19 protein-coding genes are annotated in these 19,618 nt (G+C 68.6%); 11 read left to right on the plus strand and 8 right to left on the minus strand.

Annotation, left to right across the window (positions count from 1 at the left end):
* Positions 1-31: 31 nt before the first annotated feature.
* Together H6717_02620 and H6717_02625 are read right to left on the minus strand one after the other, a co-directional pair.
* A complete protein-coding gene (locus H6717_02620) occupies positions 32-4,336 on the minus strand; it encodes a FecR domain-containing protein (protein ID MCB9575910.1) in 4,305 nt (1,434 codons plus the stop codon).
* Positions 4,337-4,340: 4 nt separating this feature from the next.
* Positions 4,341-4,922 carry an RNA polymerase sigma factor gene (locus tag H6717_02625; GenBank protein MCB9575911.1) on the minus strand — a complete coding sequence of 194 codons (582 nt, stop codon included), beginning with the start codon at positions 4,920-4,922 and terminating at the stop codon, positions 4,341-4,343.
* A gap of 172 nt (positions 4,923-5,094) precedes the next feature.
* On the opposite strand from H6717_02625, the gene H6717_02630 reads away from it, so the two are divergent.
* The 4 genes from H6717_02630 to H6717_02645 all read left to right on the plus strand — a co-directional run bounded on the left by H6717_02630 (position 5,095) and on the right by H6717_02645 (position 9,185).
* Complete coding sequence (locus H6717_02630) at positions 5,095-6,297, plus strand: aminoglycoside phosphotransferase family protein (protein ID MCB9575912.1); 1,203 nt, start codon at positions 5,095-5,097, stop codon at positions 6,295-6,297.
* Positions 6,294-6,803 (plus strand): adenylyl-sulfate kinase, encoded by a 510-nt coding sequence (locus H6717_02635; protein ID MCB9575913.1) that lies wholly within the window; start codon positions 6,294-6,296, stop codon positions 6,801-6,803. The genes H6717_02630 and H6717_02635 overlap by 4 nt, the downstream gene beginning before the upstream one ends.
* Positions 6,804-6,805: 2 nt before the next feature.
* Positions 6,806-7,720: a formamidopyrimidine-DNA glycosylase gene (locus tag H6717_02640; GenBank protein ID MCB9575914.1), complete on the plus strand. Its 915-nt coding sequence runs from the start codon at positions 6,806-6,808 to the stop codon at positions 7,718-7,720.
* Between the two features lie 151 nt (positions 7,721-7,871).
* Positions 7,872-9,185, plus strand: a complete 1,314-nt coding sequence (locus H6717_02645) for a hypothetical protein (protein MCB9575915.1) — start codon at positions 7,872-7,874, stop codon at positions 9,183-9,185.
* Between the two features lie 58 nt (positions 9,186-9,243).
* On the opposite strand, the gene H6717_02650 is transcribed toward H6717_02645, so the two are convergent.
* The gene (locus H6717_02650; protein ID MCB9575916.1) at positions 9,244-9,615 is read right to left on the minus strand and encodes a hypothetical protein; all 372 of its coding nucleotides are present in this window, start codon (positions 9,613-9,615) and stop codon (positions 9,244-9,246) included.
* A 79-nt stretch (positions 9,616-9,694) separates the two neighbouring features.
* Here H6717_02650 and H6717_02655 point away from each other — a divergent pair, with 79 nt between their 5' ends.
* Together H6717_02655 and H6717_02660 are read left to right on the plus strand one after the other, a co-directional pair.
* Positions 9,695-9,889, plus strand: coding sequence for a hypothetical protein (locus tag H6717_02655; GenBank protein ID MCB9575917.1), 195 nt, complete (start codon positions 9,695-9,697; stop codon positions 9,887-9,889).
* Between the two features lie 93 nt (positions 9,890-9,982).
* Positions 9,983-10,936, plus strand: a complete 954-nt coding sequence (locus H6717_02660; GenBank protein MCB9575918.1) for a hypothetical protein — start codon at positions 9,983-9,985, stop codon at positions 10,934-10,936.
* Positions 10,937-10,939: 3 nt separating this feature from the next.
* On the opposite strand, the gene H6717_02665 is transcribed toward H6717_02660, so the two are convergent.
* The gene (locus tag H6717_02665; GenBank protein ID MCB9575919.1) at positions 10,940-11,173 is read right to left on the minus strand and encodes a hypothetical protein; all 234 of its coding nucleotides are present in this window, start codon (positions 11,171-11,173) and stop codon (positions 10,940-10,942) included.
* On the minus strand, positions 11,170-12,300 hold the full coding sequence (locus H6717_02670) for a hypothetical protein (GenBank protein MCB9575920.1): 1,131 nt from the start codon (positions 12,298-12,300) through the stop codon (positions 11,170-11,172). The genes H6717_02665 and H6717_02670 overlap by 4 nt, the downstream gene beginning before the upstream one ends.
* Before the next feature lie 174 nt (positions 12,301-12,474).
* On the opposite strand from H6717_02670, the gene H6717_02675 reads away from it, so the two are divergent.
* Complete coding sequence (locus tag H6717_02675; protein ID MCB9575921.1) at positions 12,475-13,539, plus strand: hypothetical protein; 1,065 nt, start codon at positions 12,475-12,477, stop codon at positions 13,537-13,539.
* Positions 13,540-13,554: 15 nt separating this feature from the next.
* On the opposite strand, the gene H6717_02680 is transcribed toward H6717_02675, so the two are convergent.
* On the minus strand, positions 13,555-15,288 hold the full coding sequence (locus tag H6717_02680; protein MCB9575922.1) for a histone deacetylase: 1,734 nt from the start codon (positions 15,286-15,288) through the stop codon (positions 13,555-13,557).
* Between the two features lie 5 nt (positions 15,289-15,293).
* Positions 15,294-15,755, minus strand: coding sequence for a universal stress protein (locus H6717_02685; GenBank protein MCB9575923.1), 462 nt, complete (start codon positions 15,753-15,755; stop codon positions 15,294-15,296).
* 156 nt (positions 15,756-15,911) lie between these two features.
* Between H6717_02685 and H6717_02690 the strand changes: the two genes are divergently transcribed.
* Together H6717_02690 and H6717_02695 are read left to right on the plus strand one after the other, a co-directional pair.
* Complete coding sequence (locus H6717_02690) at positions 15,912-16,295, plus strand: FHA domain-containing protein (protein MCB9575924.1); 384 nt, start codon at positions 15,912-15,914, stop codon at positions 16,293-16,295.
* On the plus strand, positions 16,292-17,179 hold the full coding sequence (locus H6717_02695) for an MBL fold metallo-hydrolase (protein MCB9575925.1): 888 nt from the start codon (positions 16,292-16,294) through the stop codon (positions 17,177-17,179). The genes H6717_02690 and H6717_02695 overlap by 4 nt, the downstream gene beginning before the upstream one ends.
* Before the next feature lie 3 nt (positions 17,180-17,182).
* Here the strand turns inward: H6717_02695 and H6717_02700 are convergent, their stop codons facing one another.
* The gene (locus H6717_02700) at positions 17,183-17,674 is read right to left on the minus strand and encodes a universal stress protein (GenBank protein MCB9575926.1); all 492 of its coding nucleotides are present in this window, start codon (positions 17,672-17,674) and stop codon (positions 17,183-17,185) included.
* Positions 17,675-17,739: 65 nt separating this feature from the next.
* On the opposite strand from H6717_02700, the gene H6717_02705 reads away from it, so the two are divergent.
* Positions 17,740-18,186 (plus strand): acyl-CoA thioesterase, encoded by a 447-nt coding sequence (locus H6717_02705; GenBank protein ID MCB9575927.1) that lies wholly within the window; start codon positions 17,740-17,742, stop codon positions 18,184-18,186.
* Positions 18,187-19,617, plus strand: a complete 1,431-nt coding sequence (locus tag H6717_02710) for an MFS transporter (GenBank protein MCB9575928.1) — start codon at positions 18,187-18,189, stop codon at positions 19,615-19,617.
* The last annotated feature ends 1 nt before the right edge of the window (position 19,618 follow it).

The raw sequence follows: 19,618 nt of genomic DNA on the forward strand, positions 1-19,618 counted from the left end.
GACAACGGGGTGAGGCGCCGGGTCTTACAGGTCACCGGCGCCAGCCGATGAAACCGCCGTTCACAGGCACCAGGCGGGACTGCATGGAGACCTTGGCGATACCCACGGTTTCCCGGTTGCCCTCCAGGTCGAAGGGCAGCGTCCGGCGGGTGCCCGCCACGGTGATGGTCACGTCACCACGGATGGGGCCGTTGCCCGAGGCGCGCACCACCTCCACCACGTACTCACCGGGCTTGGCGCCGCGCAGGGCGAGGCCCTCGTGGCGAGTGCTGGTGACGTCCGTCGCCGAGATCACCGAGCGGGTGGGAGCGCCGAGCCAGGACACGCGGTGTCCGTCCGGGTGCAGCAGCGCCAAGTCCACGTCGCCGCCGCCGTTCCAGTTGGCCTCCACCCGGAGGTCACCCGACAGGTCGTCCTTGCGGGCGTCGACCTTGGTCACCAGCCGCTCCGCGATGGTGCGCTCACTGTCGCTCACCGCCGCCAACATGTCGTCGGCCATGCGGCTCTCACCGGTCTGGCGAGCGCAGCTGACGGCCTCTGCCAGGAGCTTCGGATCCTTCGAGCGGATCTGAGCGATGGCCAAGGAGTGACGACAGCCCATCTCCGGACGGCCGGCCCAGCGGTGCAGCCGTGCCAGTCGCTCCTGCGAGGCCACGTCGTCCGGACGTACGTCCACCACGCTGCCCAGGATGCGGATCGCGAGATCGCGATCGCCGGAGCGCGCCGCCAGATCCGCTCGCGCCGTCAGGGCCTCGGGGTCCAGGGGCTCCTTCTCGCTCCAGCGCTCCGCCGTCGTGAACGCGCGCTCCACGTCGCCGGCCAGGGCATACAGCGTGTACACCTTCTTCACGGCTTCGCGCCGGTTCGGGTTCTGGTCGAGATCGCGCTCCGCCGCGGCGATGGCCGACGGCGTCGCCGCCTTGGGAGTCACGCGCCCGGCCTCGATGGTGCCCTTGCGCTCCCAGATACGGCGCATCGGGATCATGCGCCGCGGCTGGCGCCACATCGGGGGCTCCTCGTCCACGGCGATTTGAGGCGGCGCCTTCGCAGCTTCGCTCGCGGCGAAGTCGCCCGAGGTTGCCGCCGGCTTCGGCGCGGGGCGCGCCATCGGAGCCGAGGCGTGGCCGCGGCTCAGGCCTCCAGCGCCGGACGCGGTAGCGCCGCCAATCGCCATCGGACCGTTCGCGCTCTTGGACTTCTTGTACCCACTGTCGTCCTTGGCCGAAAGGCCGTCGAAGGCGTCGGCTTCTTCGTCGTCCACGTCGATGGCGCCCGCCGCGACGGACGACTCCGCCGCCTCTTCGCCGGTCCACTGATGCGAGGTGCGCGTGTTGTCGAGGCCGAAGGCGCGGAACATGGCTTCGCTCTCCAGCACCAAGAGCGAGGTGAAGCGGCTGGCCACGTCGAAGGCGCTCGACAGGCGGATCGCTTCCTTCTTCGACTCAGCGTCCGTCTCCCGCTCCAGATCCTGGATGCGGGTGGCAGCGAACAGTCGTGGCACGAAGGCGTTGCCCTTGGATTCGCTGGCGGCGAGCTTCAGCGGGTAGCGCTGCTCGAAGCTCTCCTTGCCGAGCTTGCCGCGCACCACCACCGTGCCGTCCAGCTGGCTCTTGTCCATGCGGGCGACGACCAGCTCTTCACTTCCCGCCAAAATGCTACCCACGCGCTTGGGCGCCACCTCCGTGAGGCCCGGCGGCAGCTCCACGACCACGTCGCGCAGCGTGGTGCCGTAGGTCGCCCCCAGCACTGCGTAGGCCGCTTCCGCCGTGGTCTGACCCGGCACGAAGGGCAGCACCACACCACCGCCGCCGCGCGCGACGGCGTCCAGCGTGTCCAAGTCGGAGTCGGCGCCCACCGCCACGGTGGTCACCGTGCCGCTCCCGGGAGGCACCGCACGCTCCACGGCGCGCGTCACGTAGGCCGGACGGATCTCGCCCACGGTGGGCGTCCCATCACCGATGTACACGATGCGGAGCTCACCGTTCGCGCCCGAGACCGCCTTGCGGGCCGCCGCGATGGATTGGGTCACGTCCGAGGCACCCTCCGGCGCGATGCCTTCCAAGAATCGCTTGGCGTCCACCGCCGCTTGAGCGCTCGGCGTCTGCACGCCGCCGGGCAGCACCTGGCACTCCGTGTCGCAAGCGAGCAGCGTGAAGTGGTCGCGCCGATCCAGCTCGCGGATGGTCTTGGAAGCGACGGCCGTCGCGCGCCGGTAGCTCTCGCCGTACATCGAACGACTGGAGTCGACCACCACCGCCACGGTGCGCTCCACGGCTTCGCGGGCGCGGGGCAGCTTGGGCCGCAGCGCCAGCGCCACGTAGGCGTCGTCCTGGTGGGCGTCCGCTTCCTCGCCGGCCTTCTTTGCGATCTTGTCCTTTTCGCTCGCCGGCGGCTGGTAGGCCCAGGCCGTGAGCTCGGCGTCGCGATTCGCCAGCGCATACTCCACGGTGAGGTCGCCGCTCGGCGAAAACCCGTTTTGGTGCATGCTGAGCTCGTCCGCGTCGCCACTCTTGGCCCTGGACAGCTCGTAGCCGCGGCTCTTCACGCCGAAGGTCGGGTCGTTTCCGCGCACCTGGATGTCCACGTCGAACTTGTCGACGCGGGTGGAGCCGCTCGGGTCGTGCGCCAGCGGATAGCTGTAGCGCCGCACGCCGCCGGTCGGGTGGATCACCTGGGTGTAGGCGAGCACCACGCGCCGCGAGCCCTTCTTCGGGATGGGATAGATGCGCAGCTCGAAGCGCCCGCCGCGCTGCCACTCGAGCAGCGCAGGATCGCGCCAGGGCCCCGGCACCCACACGATCTCGTCCTTGATCTCGCGACGGATTTGCGGAGCCGCGTTCACGATGGCGCCGCGCCAGATGGCCGCTGCGCGTTCGCGATCCACGAAGGCGCCCTCTTCCATCTTGCCGTCCACCTCCAGCGCCAAGCGCTCGATCTTGGCGTCCGGCGGGATCGGGAAGCGGTAGATGCCTTCCAGCACGTCGTTCGTGGTGTTGGTGAAGGTCTCGTCCACCTCGGTGCGGGCCATGGCGCCCGCGATGCGTACCTTCACGGAATGCGCCGTGAGGGTGACCGCGCCGGCGCGCTCCTGCTTCTCCCCGGGCTTCTTGGCGGAGAGCTGGCCCAGGCCGCGGGAGGTCGCCTCTTCACTCGGATCTTCCGCCAGGGTGGATTCGCTCCAGGCCAGGGCTTCACCCAAGGCGGGCGCGGAGCTCACGAAGGGCGGAGCCCCGGCCACCACGCGGCCTTCTTCGCCGGCGCGCACCTCCACGGAGCGGTCATTTTCGTCGGTGAGCTTCACCACGCCGCGGCTCACGTCCACGGTGGCGCTGTCGTCCACCACCGAAAGCGCGAGCTTGGTGCCGAGCACCTCCACGTGCCCCTTTGGCAGATCGAAGCGCGCCGTCTGTCCTTCCACGTGCGCCACGTCTGCCACCAACGCGCCGGACTCGAGCTTGGCGCGCCGTGACTCGTCGCCCGTGAGAGACAGCCGCGTGGCGCGGTCCAGCACTACCTGGGTGCCGTCCGCGAGCTCCACGTGCGCGCGGGTGCTGCCATCCGTGACCAGCACGGAGCCCGCGCCGATCTCGCCGTCCTTCGAAAGCGGCGTGCAGCTGGCGCCTTCGGGGTCGCACACCTTGAGGCCCCCCGCCGGTCCGCTCACGGCCTGCACGGCGCCGCGCCAAGCGCTCTTGGACTCGCCCAGCCCCACGCCGCCGCCGGAACGCATCACCACGATCGCCGCCGCCGCCGCCGCCACCAGAGCGCCCGCGCCACCGGCGATCAGCCAGCGTCGACGCTTGGAGAACGACAGCACCCGCGGTCGCGCGTCCACCGGCTCACGCACCGGCGGCGGCGCTTCTTCACGCGCCGGATGGTCCTCCGTGCGGGCCGGGACGTCTTCCGTGCGCGCGGGCACGTCCTCCGTGCGCGCCGGCGTGCTCCCGGTCTGCGCCGGCATCTCTTCCGTGGCCGTCGGCGCGGGGAGCTCCTCACTGCTCGCGGGCTCTTCCGGCGCCGGCACGCTGGGCAGCGTGTCGCCGCTCTTGGCCTCCGCGGCAGGCTCCGGAGCGCGCTCCACCGGCCCCGACTGCGTGTGAGGGAAGCGTCGGTCGAGCTCCGCCAGCACGCGCGTTTCGAGATCCGCCGGGGCTTCGTAGTCCAGCGCCGCGTCCGCCACCATCGCCGGCAGCGCTTCGGCATCGTGCCGCGCATCGCGGCAGCGATCGCAATCGGCCACGTGATCGTAGAGGCGATCCGCCGCCGAGCCGTCGAGGATCTCTGCCATGTGCTCCTCCACCTCGGCGCACAGGACGTCCTGGTTCGTGTCGGTCATCGTCTCACTCCTTGCTTCCCACTGCATCCCTGAGCTTCGCCAGGGCTCGTGACACGCGCTTGCGTGCCGTAGCTTCTTCCACCCCACATGCGATCCCCACCTCTCGGAACGAGAGCTCGCTGGCGTAGCGGAGCACCAGCGCTTCTCGTTCGCTCGGGCGGATCGTCGACAGCGCCGCACGCGCCCGTTCCGCGCGCCGACGCCGTTCGATCATCTCCTCGGCGCCGTCGCCGCGCTCCGAGTCGTGCACCAAACGCAGCCGCGAGGTACGTCGCGCCGTGCGCTCGAGGTGCCGCGCGCATTTGCGCCGCGCGATGGCCAAGAGCCACGCGCGAATCGACCCTTCGCCGCGAAACCCCGCGAAGCCCGCGTGGGCGTCGATCAGTGTCTCTTGCACCAGGTCATCGGCTTCCGAGCTCGAACCCACCATCGCCATGCACAGCCGGCCGATGGCCGTGCCGTGGTGGCGTGCGCACAAGGAAAGTGCCGTACGGTGATCGCCACTCGAAATGGCGTCGCCGATGGCGCGATCCTCCGCTGATGTCTCGAGGTTCGTCTTTGGGACTGTCGCTTCTGTTTCCGCCATGTGCCCGCCCATGCTCCGCTCCTCGCTCGTCTAGGAAGTGGATTCGAGTCGTCGGTTCGTGACCGAAAAAGACAACGGAAGAGCCGGGCCGAGCTTGCACGAGCGGGGCGTTACCGCGTTGGACCAACAAGCGGCCCCGGACCCAAGCAGTGGAATTTGTTGGTTTTTGTTGATGGCGGCGCGATCCCCGGCGGGTCCCGGATCGCCCTTTTGCTACGGTCGTCGGCACGGCGCCGGCGGTTCGGCGTCGAACACCCGTGGAGGACCCGTGGCCGAGAGCATCGAGAAAAGCCTCGAGCCCGCGCTCGCCGCCGCTGTGGCGCGGCTGATGCCGGGGGCGGAGCTGATCTCCGTGCGGCCCTTCGGCGTGGACGAGGGCGAAGAGGATCTTGGGACGCACAAAGGCATCGGCTACGGATCGCCGCTGCGGCTCACGGTCCGCCGCGCGGACGGTCGGCAGGAGACTTTGGTGTTCCACACCGCGAAGGCGGACCAGTTCGGTCACGACCGGCGCGCGGATCGCGCGGCGGAGATGCTCCTCGGCTTCGATCGCTTCGGCGGCATTCCGGCGCACGTCGCGGCGTTGGACGTGGGCGCCGTGTCGAAGGACGGCGAGCGGCTCATCTCCTTGGCGGAGGCGGGCGAGTTCTATCTGCTCACCAGCTACGCGGAGGGTCACCTGTACGCGGACGAGCTCCGGGAGATCGCGCGCCGCGGTTCGCTCACGCCGCGGGATGGTGAGCACGCGGAGGCGCTCGCGCGCTACCTGGTGGCGCTTCATTCCGAGCGCATCGATGACCCACGTCGCTACCAGCGGGCGATCCGAGACCTGGTGGGTAGCGGTGAAGGCGTGTTCGGCCTGGTCGACGCCTACGCGGACGACGTGCCGGCGGCATCGCCGGAACGCATCGCCGCCATCGAGACCCGCTGCGTGGAGCACCGGCGCCGCTTGAAGAAGCAGAGCGAACGCCTGCGACGGACCCACGGCGACTTCCACCCCTTCAACGTCGTGTTCCAGAACGGCGAGCCGGCGGTGCTGGACGCCTCCCGCGGCTGCATGGGAGACGCCGCGGACGACGTCACCTGCATGGCCATCAACTACGTGTTCTTCGCGGTGGAGCACCCTGACACCTGGCGGGGCGTGTTCTCCGAGCTGTGGCACCGTTTTTGGCGCGTGTACCTGCAGGCGAGCGGAGACCGGGAGGTCTTGCGGGTGTGCGCGCCGTTCCTGGCCTGGCGCGGCCTGGTGGTGGCCAACCCGCTCTGGTACCCCCAGGTCAGCGAGGGCGCCCGGGACCGGGTTCTCCGGCTGATCGAGAAAACGCTGGACGCCGAGGCCTTCGATCCCGCATTTGCGGACGAGGTGCTGGCATGAGCGGAGTGGTGGTCTGGCTCACCGGGAAGCCGTCGTCGGGCAAGACGACGATGGCTCAGCACGTTGCGAGCGTTCTGCAACGGCAGGGCACGCCGGTGTGTGTGCTCGACGGCGACGAAGTGCGCACCGCGATGGTGCCCAAGCCCGGCTACGATCCGAAGACGCGGGACGAGTTCTACGCCACGCTGGCGAACGTCGCGGCGTTGCTCGCGCGGCAGGGCCTGGTGGTGCTGGTGAGCGCCACGGCCTACCTGCGCGGCTTTCGCGACCGAGCGCGGAGCGTGGCGCCGTCTTTCGTGGAAGTGTACGTGCACGCCAGCCAGGAAGAGGTCGAGCGGCGCGACTCGAAGGGGCTGTACAAGGCCGTCCACGCCGGACGCATCTCCGGCGTCCCGGGCGCCGACATCGTATTCGAGGAGCCCCTCGCCCCGGAGGTGCGCGCCGACGGCGGTAAGGACGAAGCCGCGGTCGAGAAGCTCTTGGCGGTGATCGCCGAACGGACCTGAGCGTGCCGGAGCTGCCCGACGTCGCGGTGTACCTCGAGCGCATCGACGCGCTGTTTCGTGGCCAGCGGCTCGAACGGGTGCGGGTGGCGTCCCCCTTCTTGGTGCGGAGCTTCGACCCGCCCATGAAAGAGGCGGAGGGTCAGCGGCTGCTGGGCACCCGCCGCATGGGCAAGCGCCTGGTGCTCGAGCTCTCTTCGGATCTGTTCTTGGTGCTGCACCTGATGATCGCCGGGCGCCTGCGCCTGCGCGACGTGGGCGCGGCCGTCCCCAAGAAGCTCGGCCTGGCGGCCTTCGATTTCGAGACCGGCGCGCTGCTCTTGACCGAGGCCAGCAGCAAGAAGCGCGCGAGCCTGCACCTGGTGCGCGGCTCGGCGGCCCTCGAGCCCTTTCGTCGCTCCGGGGTGGAGCCTCTGGAGGCGAGCGCCGATGCGTTCGCGGAGGCCCTACGCCGGGAGAATCGCACGCTGAAGCGCGCGCTCACGGATCCGAACATCGTAAGCGGCGTGGGCAACGCCTACTCCGACGAGATCTTGTTCACCGCGAAGCTGTCACCGGGCAAGCGCACCGGCCAGCTCGGGGACGACGAGATGGAGCGATTGTGGCGCGCCACGGTGGACACCCTCACGCAGTGGACCTGTCGCTTGCGAGAAGAAGTGGGCGACGGGTTTCCGGAAAAGGTGACGGCGTTCCGCGAGGGCATGGCGGTGCACGGTCGCTACAAGCAGCCGTGCCCGGTGTGTGGCACCCTGGTGCAGCGCATCCGCTACGCCGACAACGAGCTCGACTACTGCCCGCGCTGCCAGACGGACGGACGCTTGCTCGCGGATCGCGGGCTGTCACGACTCTTGGGCCAAGACTTCCCGAAGCGGATCGAAGAGCTGGAAGAACGGCAGGCCGAGACGAAGCGCCGGAGCTGAGGCGAGCCGCAGCCGTGCTGTGCACTCGAGTCCGTTTCGGCGGCTCTGGTCGATGTCCCTCTGTGCCAACGTGGCTTGAGACAGCCTCCCTCTGGAAACCTGTGTAGCAAAGGGCGGAGAATGGTCGTGAATCGTGCCCAAGCCAAACCCCATGCGTACGTCGCACTACGAGACCCCGAACAACGGAAGTGGAGTCGCCAACGAAACCGTTCCGCGCAAGAAGCGCCGAAGGTTCACCGCGGCGGAGAAGCTTCGCATCGTTCGTGAGGCTACAGCCTGTGCATTGATGGTCTGCGTCGTTCCTGCTGGTGGGTGTGGCAGCACGAGCGCCGACCCCAGCAAGGACGGAGGTGCCGGCGGTACACACGATGGCGGCGTAGGGGTGCAGTGTGACGACGGCGCGTGGCGCACCATTGCGCCCCCGAGCGACGCGGCTCGGTCGTATCACGCGGCGCGCCGGTTCAATGACGAGGTCATCGTATGGGGCGGGCTGGACGCCCGGCTCGGTGCAGGACCGAAGCAGCGACTGAGCTCCGGCTGGCGCCTGAACGTGCTGACCGGACACGTAAGCCCTTTGGCCCTCGAAGGCGCTCCGACGCAGCGCAAGGAGTACCCGGCTGTCGCGCTGATGGGGCACTCGCTCTATGTCTGGGGTAACAACCTGGAGCTGACTGAAGCTCAAGGACGCCGGTATGATCTGGATACGGACCAGTGGCTGGAAATGAGCTCGCAGGGCGAGCCGTCGCGGCGCGAGTATATGCACGCCCCCCAACCCCGCGGGATGTCCTGGGTGATCTGGGGGGGCGATATCGCAACTGGACCGGTTGCGAACGGAGCACGCTACGACGCGGAGACAGACTCATGGCAGGCCATCCCAGACGCGCCGTTCGTCAACTCATATGCTGGCGACGTGAGCCTGAGCGACGGCCGCACGCTGTCTTGGGGAGGACAGACAGATGGCAACACGATTGCTGCGGGGGTAACGTTGAACGCGGCTGCGACTGAATGGACTACCCTACCCTCCGGGAACGCGCCACCAGTACTGTATTCACCGCTGGTCGAGTACGCCCCGCTGAACAACTCACTGCTGGTCTGGGGCAATGAACCACTCAATGATGGCAGGCGCTTCGACATTCCATCATCTAGCTGGCAGGCTATGTCGACGGACGGATCGCCCTTCGCTCATTCGGGAGCTGCGGCAGTTGCCGGAGTCACGGCGGACCGAGAACGCCTCGTCGTATTCGGCGGCGTTTCCCTCGAAGGGAAGCTGAGCGACGGCGGCATCTACGACGTGACTACTGATTCCTGGTCCGCTCTGCCAAGCGGGGCGTGCGCTCCGCCAGGACTTCAAGGCGCGAGTATGACCGCGGTCGACACCGCCGAGGGGAGCTTCATCGTCATCTGGGGCGGCGTGGACGACGCGAAGGATCCGGAACGTGGCTACATCCTGAAGCTCCCGGAGTGAGCCGGCGTAGCGCGAGGGTTCCGCGCCGGACCAGCCCCCTCTGGTGTCGACCTCGGGCTCAGCAGCCGTGCATCCAGTCGCCCATCCCGTCTTCGAGGGGCTTGCTCGAGCCGTTGTCGAAGCGGACGGCGAGCTGGGCTTCACACGCCTTTGGCAGCTTCTCCTTGGGCAGCCAGATGTCGAAGACCCCGTCCTTGTGGTTGGACGAAGCGACGACGATGGAGCCCTTGTGCTTTTGGGTGAAGGTCGCCTGGTAAGCGATGGCCTTGCCCTCCGGAACCACGCGCCGGCCGTCGGCGTCGAGCAGCACGACGCGCACCAGGGCCTTGGGTCCGCCGAGGTCGATCTCCACGATGTGCACCGCGACGACCGTCCGAAAGCTTTCGGCGGAGCTCTTGGCGAGCTCGCAGCCGGCGCTCTCCGCGTGCACCCAGTGAGTTGGCGAGGACGGCGCGTCCGCCGGCTTCCAGGCGCACTTCGGTGCAGCGAGAGCTGGTTCGGGTGGAGACGTGGAGGGGGTCGGAAGCGTGGAAGGCGCCGGGGCAGTGACGGACGTGGTCGACGGCACGGACGGCGCTGCAGTGCGCGGGGTCGACGACGTATCCGGACAGCCCACCAGCAGGGGGACGCAAACCGTTGGAACCCAGAGCCGAGTCACCGCGCCAGGCTACTGCGCCGAGCACCCGGGTCAACTCCAGGGGTGAGGCTGTTCGCACCGCGAGCTTCCGCGGCGGACCAACCCCCTGCTGGAAACGGTGGCCGAAGCGCCGGAGCCGAGGCCGGGGTATGCTTCGGCCATGGTGCGCGCGTTCGGATTGAGTCTGGTGGTGTTGGCGCTCTCGGTGGGATGCGGCTCGGAGGACGACGGCAGCACCCTCCCGAACGGAGGAAACGGCGGCGGCAGCGCGGCCGGAGGGGGCTCCGGTGCGTCGGGCAGCGGCGGGCTCATCGGCATCGGCGGCGCGAGCGGCAGCGGCGCGGGCGCGGGTACCGGCTCCGGCGGCAGCGGCGGCTCGGCGGAGGTGTGCGACGGCGTCGACAACGACAACAACGGCATCATCGACGACGTGGACGTGGGCAACGACGGCATCTGCGACTGCCTGCTGATCGCCACCCTGGGTCTCAAAGGCGAGTGGGGCGCAGGCAACATCTTCGCCACGTGGCTCTCTCAGCGCAGCGACAACGGCGCCACGGACCTGAACGACGCCGTGCTCACCGACGCCCTGCTCGAGAAGTACCAGGTGATCGTGGTGCAGGACGTGAGCAAGATGAACCGCACGTACTCGGCCTCGGAAGTGGCGGCCCTCGAGAAGTGGGTGAAGGGCGGCGGCGGCGTCATGACCCTCATCGGTTATGCGGATCCGAGCGAGATCGCCAACGTGAACCTGCTGCTCGCGCCCTTTGGGCTGAGCTACGGCTCCCAACAGATCTTGCAGAAGCAGGGGGGCAACACCGTGCCCGTCACCAACTGGGTCACGCACCCCGTCACCGCGGGCGTGCAGAAGGTGGGCGTGGACAACGGCTACCCGGTGCAGGGTGGCACGGTGCTGGCGAGCGAGGGCGGCTTCGACGTGCTCGCAGCCGCCACGCAGAGCGAAGGCCACGTGTTGGTGTGGGGCGACGAATGGATCACCTACGACAGCGAGTGGAGCGGTCACCCGGACTACCAGGTGGAACACTTCTGGCTCAACGCCATCAAGTGGCTGACACCGGCGAAGGAATGTCAGGTGGCGGTGCCGCCGGTGCGCTGACGCTCAGCGACGCCGGCTCCACAACGCGAGCCCCACGCGCCAGAGCAGCCATGGCGGCAGCACGAAGGTGACGAGCAGTCGCAGCGCGAGGAGCGCGCCCAGAGGCGCGAGCCAAGCGAGGCTTCCGCCGTTCAAAATGCTGGCCAAGACGTCGCGGCTCGCCAGTGTGCGCGCGAGGATCCACTCGATGATCACTGCCGCGACGAGCACGCTGGCCGGCAAGCGCAATCGTTTCATCGCGGCCTCGCGGTGAGCATGGCCAGGAGCAGCGCGTCGCCCAGGGCGCCGCCCACGGCGAAGCGCTCGCCATCGCCGGAGCTCGTGGGGATGCCGAACAAAAGCGCCGTGCGCGTGAGGGCGATGTAGCCGTCGCGATCGCCGTGAGCGCGCGCGGCGCCGATGCCAAAACCCGTCGCGCCCACGGACACGCCCAGCAGGATGGGGCCCGCGTTGACGTCGCCCGAGCCCGAAAACCCCGGGGCGTACTCGCGCACGCCGCCAAAGCCCAGGAACGTGGAGCGCTGGCGTTCCACCGCCTGGTACAGGTCGCGCGAGAGGGAGGGCACCGCGAAGCTGATGAAGTAGGCGGCGACGGCGGTGCCCGAGCCTCGGGGCCCGTCCTTCGCTCGGCACGACCCGCTCACCAAGCGTTGTACCAGGTAGCCGTCGCCCTCCTTGCTCACCGCGCAGGTACGGAAGCGCTCTGCCCAGGCAGACAGCTCCTTCGGTGGCGGGCGTCCGGTGGCTTCGGCGTGCAGGCCGATGGAGCCCGCCACTGCGGCGACGTCCGGCGGCCAGGTCTCCCCCGGATAGGTCTCGATCATGCCGGTGGGGGAGGCGAACAGCCGCTGGGCGAGGCGCGCCGTGATGCGATCGTGGAGTGCGGCCAGGTCGGTGCCGGGGTCGTGCTTGCGCAGCATGCCGAGGCCCAGGTTGACGTAGCCGAGGTAGGCGTGCCCCGCGCCGGGGGCCATGGCGATCACGCCGTTCTGCCCGTATACGCTGCGCGCGTAGTCCAGGGTCTTCGGGTCCGCGAGGTGATGCGCGGCGATGCGCATCGCCGGCAGATAACGCTCGGCCAGCGCCGGTTGCTCTTCGACCAGCTGCCCCAGTCCCAGCAGCGTCATCTGGTAGATGGCGACGGCGCTCTGTCCGTCGAAGCGCGATCGCCCGCTGTGATAGAAGAGCAGGCCGCGCTGCTGCTCCACGGTCTCGCGCACGCGCTCCGCCAGGGCCGCCCGCGCCCCCGGAGTGCCGTCGTACCAGCGGGCCGCGCTCAGGCCGAACCAGGCTCGGGGCGCGAGCTCCACCCAGGCCGCGAGGCACAGGAGCGCCACGGCCATGCGTTTCTGCAGCGAGGGCATCCGCGCGGGAGCGTACCCCGAGTCGTTTCCCTGGGGATGTCGCTTCGGCGCGGAACCTCGCGGCCACGCGCCGCGCCGCGGACCACGACGGGGCTCGCGCCGGCCCGACAAAGGAATCCGTCACTTGTCATTCGGGGCCGGCTCTGCTGGGGTGAAGCGCGAAGGAGGATCCGCATGTGGACGATCATCCTCGACCGTCGAACGAGCCTGCTCTGCGTCGCGCTGGCGGTCGGAGCTTGCGACAAGAAAGAGCAGGCGACGCCAGAGCCGGCGCCCAGCACCACCCAGAGCGCGGAGCCGCCGGCGGAACCCGAAGCGGGACCGTGTAGTGCCGGGAGCGACCCGGTGGTGCTCGATACCACGGACGGCTACGTCTACGACCTGGCCCAGGACGCGGGCTACGTCTACTACGGCCGCTGGCAGCTGTACGGCAACCGCGGCGACTTGCGGCGCGCGCGCAAGGACGGCAAAGGCGGCATGAACCTCTCGTCCCTGTCGCTGGAGCCCCGCGGCGTGGTGGTGGACGACAAGAACGTGTACTTCACCGCCGGCATTCGCTTGATGCAGATGCCCAAGGCCGGAGGGGATTCGAAAGTGCTCGCGCCGAAGTTTTCGTCTTTGAGCATCACGGCGCACGACAAGTACATCTACGGTGTGCCCGGAGACTACGGGCCCTACGATCGGCTCATCCGCGCGGACACCACGGACGGAAAGACCTACGAGCTGGACGTGTCCGAGCGACCCGACACCAAGGAACAGCCCCGGGGTTTCAGCGACATCGCTGCGGACGACGAGAGCATTTTCGTCACGGACTCGAGCGGTGATCGCGTGCTGAAGTTCACACACGAACGCGCCAAGCCGAAAGTGCTCGCTAACAAGCAGCCGAAGCCCTTTGCACTGGGTATCGACGCGGACACCGTGTACTTCACCCTGGCGCAGAAGGGCGATCTGATGAAGATCGCCAAGTCCGGCGGCAAGGCGGAGAAGATCGCCTTCGGCCTGGTGCAAAACTCCCCCCTCGCGGTGGACGACAAGGGGCTGGTGATGGTGGCCAAGGGCAAGGACGACGACTCGCCGACCTTCTTGGTGATGATCGACAAGGCCGGGGGCGCACCGAAGCCACTGTCCAAGGTGCCGGACGGAAACTACGTCGAGGTCGTCGGCCTGGACGCGAAGTGCGTGTACTGGGTGCAGCGCGAGGCCGGCGCGAAGACCACGGTGTTTGCGCGCGCGCGTTAGGGCCCGTCCGGGCGCTCAGGGTAGAAGCTCGAACTTGGCGGCGTCCCGCGCTTCGGCGATGGCGCCGGCGTCGGCGTCGTGGGGCGCGAGCCAGTACACCATTTCGTCGGCTTCCCAGGTGTAGGGCTCGCCGTTCAGGCGCACGCGTCCTTCGGCGACGGCGAGCGTCGCTTCCTTCAGAGGGACGCTTGCGAGATCTCGCAGCAGGGCCTCGAAACGCCCTTGGCGTCCGGGGTCCACGAAGCGCATGGCGTAGCGCGCGGCGTAGGCGGTGTGGAGCCACGCCGGCCGGAAGGCGATGCCCGCGAGACCGAGGCGCTCCGCCGTGCGTGCCAAGAGCTGCCCCGCTTCCCGCGCCAGGCCGAGGCCCGGCTCTTCTTGCCCCGGAAGCCGTGGGCGTTGGTCACTGAAGCGACCGCGGGGATGGCGCAAGGTGAGCCAATGCACGTAGAGCACGTCTTCTTCGGCGACCCGTCGCTTTTCCAGCACCACCTCGATGAGCAGGTGCTCCTTGCCCTCGGCCTTGGCGAACACGCGCATGCGATCGCCCTGGTCGCTGCGATCCACCGCCACGCGGAAGGCGCCGTAGCCGAGGCGCCGGAGCTGCTCGAGCACGCCGTAGCGCGACAGCGCGTACTCCAGCCCCTCCGAGGTGTAGAAGTCGAGCAGCCGTGGTGTGAAGTGACCCCGGCGCTCGAGGCTGCTCATGAGATCCGCCTCGGTGATGACCAACGCGCCTTCCAGCTCGTCGCGACGGATTTCCCGCGCGATGGCCGAGAACTCCGTGCTCAGGGGGTCCGCGTCCTCCGGGATCGGTTCCGTGGACTCGAGGCAGATGGCCAGGGCCGTGCCTGCCAGCACGCGCCACGCTTGCGAGCTGTAGCCACCTCCGGGGAGCCACACGCTGGGGACGTCGACGATGGCGCGGTACACGGCCAGGTCGCGGCGGCGGGCGCCCATCAGCGACAGTGACAGCCCGCCCAGGCGATCTCCGGCGAGCACGTCGCCGCCGGCGATCACGAACACCAGTCCCGCGGGCGGCATGCGGCCGAGCAGCGCGGACAGCGCCGCCATGTAGCTGTCGTCGTCGCAGTCTGGGGGCAACGCGGTTTCGTCAACGCTGGGCATCGGTCCCCAGCTGGTGCCCGAGAGCGATCCGACCCACACGCTGGGGTCGCCTTCGAAGCACTCCGCGAGCCCGTCCGGCGGATGCGCGTCCAGGTCCACCACCACCACGCGCTTCTTGAAGCCTTCTGCGCGCAGCGCGGCGACCGCCACGGCGATGTCGTTCAGGGCGCAAAAGCCGCCGCCGCGGGAGGGTCCGGCGTGATGAAAGCCGCCCAGGAGGTTCATGGTGGGACCGCGCCGGCCGAGGCTGGCGCGGGCGGCGTTCAGGGTGCCGCCGCAAGCCAAGCGCACGGTGGACAGCACCTCGTCCACCACCACGTCGGAAGGATCCACCGCGAACACGTTGCCCAAGACCTGTGGATCGTTGAGCTGCTCGAGCCACTCCTGCGTGTGGACCCGCGCGAGATCTTCGTAGCGGACGCGGACCGGCCGCCTCAGATCTCGATCGCTGATGGCGCCAACGGACAAGAGATGGAACGCGACCAGATCCGAACGCCGCGGCTCGAAGCCGGTCTGCGCCTCGATGCTGGCGAAGGGCAGGCGATACGCGGGATCGAGCCAGATGGGCACGGCGTGCCCACTCGCCCAGCGCCGCACGCGGTTGGCGATCCGCTTGAGCATGCGGATCAGGGTTCGGCTTTGGGCGGTACCGTGAGCACTGGAGTGGAGCACATGCGGACGAGCTTCTCCGCGATGCTTCCGAGGAGCAGATAGCGAACGCCGGTGCGCCCGTGCGTTCCGATCACCACCAGGTCCGCCCCCGTGCGCTGGGCCGTGGTGAGGATCGCGCTGGCGGGCTCTCCGGACTCCAGGTGGTGCGTGAGGGTGACGCCCGGCGGCACCTTCACCTTGGCCAGGAAGTCGGTCATCTCCGCCTCGGCGTTGTCTCGGATCATGTCGACCAGGGAGCGGGACGGTGATCCATCTTTGCCCAGCACCGTCATGTCCGGCACGTACTCCGGGCGATCCCAGATGTGGACGATGTCCACGTTGGCCCCCAGCTGTCCGGCCAAGAACAGCGCGTAGTCCAGGGCGGAGCGACAGTGGTCGGAGTAGTCGACCGGGACGAGTATGCGAGAAAAGCTCATGGCGGTTTCTGTCCTCCCGTGAGGGGGCGACGCGGCCGGCTATTTACCAAGAAAGGGGGCGATGGGCTCGCCGTCGAGATTCGAGGGGGAAAACCCCGCCCGAAATGCGTAGGCGCGTGAGTGGGACGAGGGACACATGGTAGATTGGAGCCCATCGTGACGCGACCGGAGGACCGCACCCCCGATCCCGAGGAGACCGTTTCTCTGGAGAGCGCCCCCATCCCGGCGGCGCTCCGCCGGTCGGGCAAGCCGTTCCTGCTCGAGCAGGTCCAGGGGCCGGGTGCGCCCCGGCAGTTCGTGCTGGAGCTGTCGGAGATCGTCATCGGTCGTTCGCTCCAGGCGCACATCTCCGTGGACTCCAGCCTCATTTCCCGCAGGCACGTGGCGCTCCGGCGCTCGGGGCCGGAGTACAGCTGCGTGGATCTCGGGAGCAAGAACGGCTTCTACGTGAACGGCGTGCGCGCGCATTCCGTCGTGCTCCAAGACGGGGACACCGTGCAGCTCGGAGACATCATCATGATCTACCGGGAGGGCGGATGAGCGCCTTCGTGCGCTTCTGGGGCACGCGGGGGTCGATCCCCACGCCGGGGCACAAGACGCGGCGCTATGGCGGCAATACGTCCTGCGTCGCGGTTCGCTTCGACGACTTGCTGTTCGTGTGCGATGGCGGCACGGGGCTCCGGGAGCTGGGTCAGACGCTGATGGAGCAGCACGGCGACGAGCCTCTGGAGGCGCACCTCTTTTTCAGCCACACGCACTGGGATCACATCCAGGGCTTTCCGTTCTTCATGCCGGCGTACTCCGAGAAGAACCGCATGTTCGTGTACGACGCCACCCACGAGGACGATCGCATACACCGACTACTGCTCGGCCAGATGCGCTCGGAGTACTTCCCGGTCACGTTCTCGGACCTCGGCTCGAAGATCATCTCGCGCAATCTGGATAGCGGCGCCACCGTCATCGAAGGCGTCACCGTGCGGCACATGGAGCAGACCCACCCCGGCCGTAGCTTCGCCTACTCTTTCGAGAAAGATGGCGTGAAGGTGGTGTATGCCACGGACAGCGAGCTCGACCTGGACCTGGTGAACAAGGCGGAGGCGGAGCGGAATCGCGACGCCCTGCGGGTGTTGCCCCCGGAGCTGGTTCGCTTCGCCGAGGGAGCGAACCTCCTGATCGCGGACGGTCAGTACACCGACGACGAATACCCGGAGAAGGTGGGCTGGGGACACGCCCGCGCCACCACCGTAGCGGACTTCGCCCACCAGGCCGGCGTGCGGCAGGTCGCTTTGTTTCACCACGACCCGATGCACTCGGACGACGACGTGGAAGCGACGGTGGCCGTGTGCCAGGACCGCGCCCGTCGCGCGCACAGTCCCAGCAAGGTGTTCGCCGCGCGAGAAGGCCTGGAGCTGCGCTTGGACTGAGCCTCAGGGCTTGTCGCGTAGAACCAGCACGGGGCAGTGGGCTCCCTTGAGCACTTCTTCTGCCACGGAACCGACCAATAGCCGCTCCAATCCCCTCTTGCCGTGGGTGCCGACCACGATCAGGTCCGCCTCCACCTCACGGGCCAGCTCCAAGATCGCGTCCGCCGGCTTGCCGAAGTCGACGGCTGCGCCCACGCGCTTGCGATTGATCTTGAAGCCGGATTTTTCGTACTCCGCGATCTGTTCGGAGAGGTAACGCTCGAGGGTGGCCTGAGCCTCTTCCAGGAACTTCTTGTGCAGCTCTTCGCTGAGCTCCTCTGGACGGCTCGGCATGTCGCCCTCTGCGACGGTGATGGCATACACCTGACCATCCCGGTACAGGGCGGTGGACAAAGCCGTGGACAGCGCCAGCTCCGAGGGCTTCTCGTAGTCGATGCCCACCACGATCTTGTAGGTGTCGGGGACGGGCGGCGACGGGGGCGGCTTTTCGACCATCGACCGCTACATGCCCCCTGCGCGGCGCCGCGGCAAGTCCCGAGGAGTGATAGTCTCCGCGCGCCGTGAACGACCCGCTACCCGAACACTGCATGAGCCGCTACTCGGTCCGCGTCCGCTTTGGCGAGACGGACTTGATGGGCATCGTGCACCACGCCACCTACCTCTCCTATTTCGAGGCGGGGCGGGTGGAATATCTGCGGCGCCGCGGCATCGAGTACCTCGAGTGGGCGACGCGCGGCATTCATCTACCGGTGGTGGAGGCCCGGCTGCGCTACAAGAAGACAGCGCGTTTCGACGAGCTCTTGTTGGTGGAGAGTCGGCTCTCGAAGCTCACGCGGGTCACCGTGGAGTTCTCCTATCGCATCTTGCGGGAGGCCGAGCTGGTGACGGAGGGTCACACCCTGCTCGCCTGCGTGGACGACGCCCACGTGCCCAAGCGCATCCCGCCGGACGTAGCCGCCGTGCTGCGCGGCCCCGAGCTCTCTCCGCGCGAAGAAGACCGCGTGTAGATGACCAGCGTTCGCACCACTCGCCGGCCGCTGACGGTGGTCGCGTTGATGCTCTCGGTGTTCATGGCGGCGCTGGAGGTCACCGTGGTGTCCACCGCGATGCCCACGGTGGTCGGGGATCTGGGTGGCGTGGAGCTGTACGCCTGGGTGTTCACCGCCTACGTGCTGTCGTCCACCGTGGGCGTGCCCATCTTCGGCAAGCTCGCGGACGTGTACGGCCGAAAGCGCATCCTGATCGGTGGCATCTTCGTGTTCTTGCTGGCGTCCGTGGCCTGCGGCCGTTCCACCGGCATGGCGTGGCTCATCGGCTTCCGTACGATCCAGGGCATCGGTGGTGGTGCGATGCAGTCGATGGCGCTCACGCTGGTGGGAGACATCTTCACGTTGCACGAGCGCGCGCGAATGCAGGGTGTGATTGGCGGCGTGTGGGGCGTGGCCGGCCTTGTGGGGCCCATCGTGGGCGGCACCATCGTCAACACCATCGGCTGGCAGTGGGTGTTCTACGTCAACGTTCCCTTTGGGCTGGGCGCGGTGCTGCTCCTCTGGCGCAATCTTCACGAGAACGTCGAACGCGTCGAACGACCACTGGATTGGGGCGGAGCCCTGTTGCTGGGCACCGCCGTGACGCTGGTGTTGGTCGGAGCGCGCGGCTCGCGAGCGGTGTGGGCGTTGCCGGCCGCTGTCGTCTTTGCGGGCCTGTTCGTCGTGGTGGAGCGCCGCGCCCCCGACCCGATCTTGCCCCTGACGCTGTTTTCCAAGCGGGTCATCGCCGTGGCCAGCGCTGCCGGAACGCTCATCGGCGGGGCCTTGCTCGCCACGCTCACCTTCGTACCGCTCTTCGTGCAGGGTGTTCTGGGCGGCACGCCCACCCAGGCGGGAGCCACCATCGCGCCCATGGCCGTGGCCTGGCCCATCGCCAGCGCCCTCGGCGGCCGCATGATCCCGCGGCTGGGGTTCCGTCCGCTGGTGCGCGTGGGCCTCGCCGTCAACACCGTCGCGGCGCTGTCGATGGCCTGGGTGTTGGTCCCGGGAGTGGGACTCACCCTGCCGCGCGTCACCACCGCGGCGTTCGGCTTCGGCCTCGGGTTCGCCAACACGGCGCTGCTCATCGCGGTGCAGACCAGCGTGGGCTGGGCGGAGCGCGGCGTTGCCACGGCGAGCACGCTCCTGTTCCGAACGTTGGGCGGAGCTCTCGCGGTGGGCGTGCTCGGCGAGGTGCTCGGCGCGCGGCTCCGCGAGCGCCCGGAGCTGGCACACGAAGCGGCGGCCTTGTTGGCTGGCGCTCCCCACGGTGACGCCACGAACTCGGCGGCGCTTTCGGAGGCGCTCTCCGGCGGGCTCTCGTCCGTGTTCTGGGCGGTCGCGGGGCTCAGCCTCGGCGCCTTCGTCTTGGGCTGGGCGTTTCCCCGCGAGGTCCAGGAAGCGAGCTGAG

The organism is Polyangiaceae bacterium, assembly GCA_020633235.1.
Lineage (GTDB): Bacteria > Myxococcota_A > Polyangia > Polyangiales > Polyangiaceae > JACKEA01.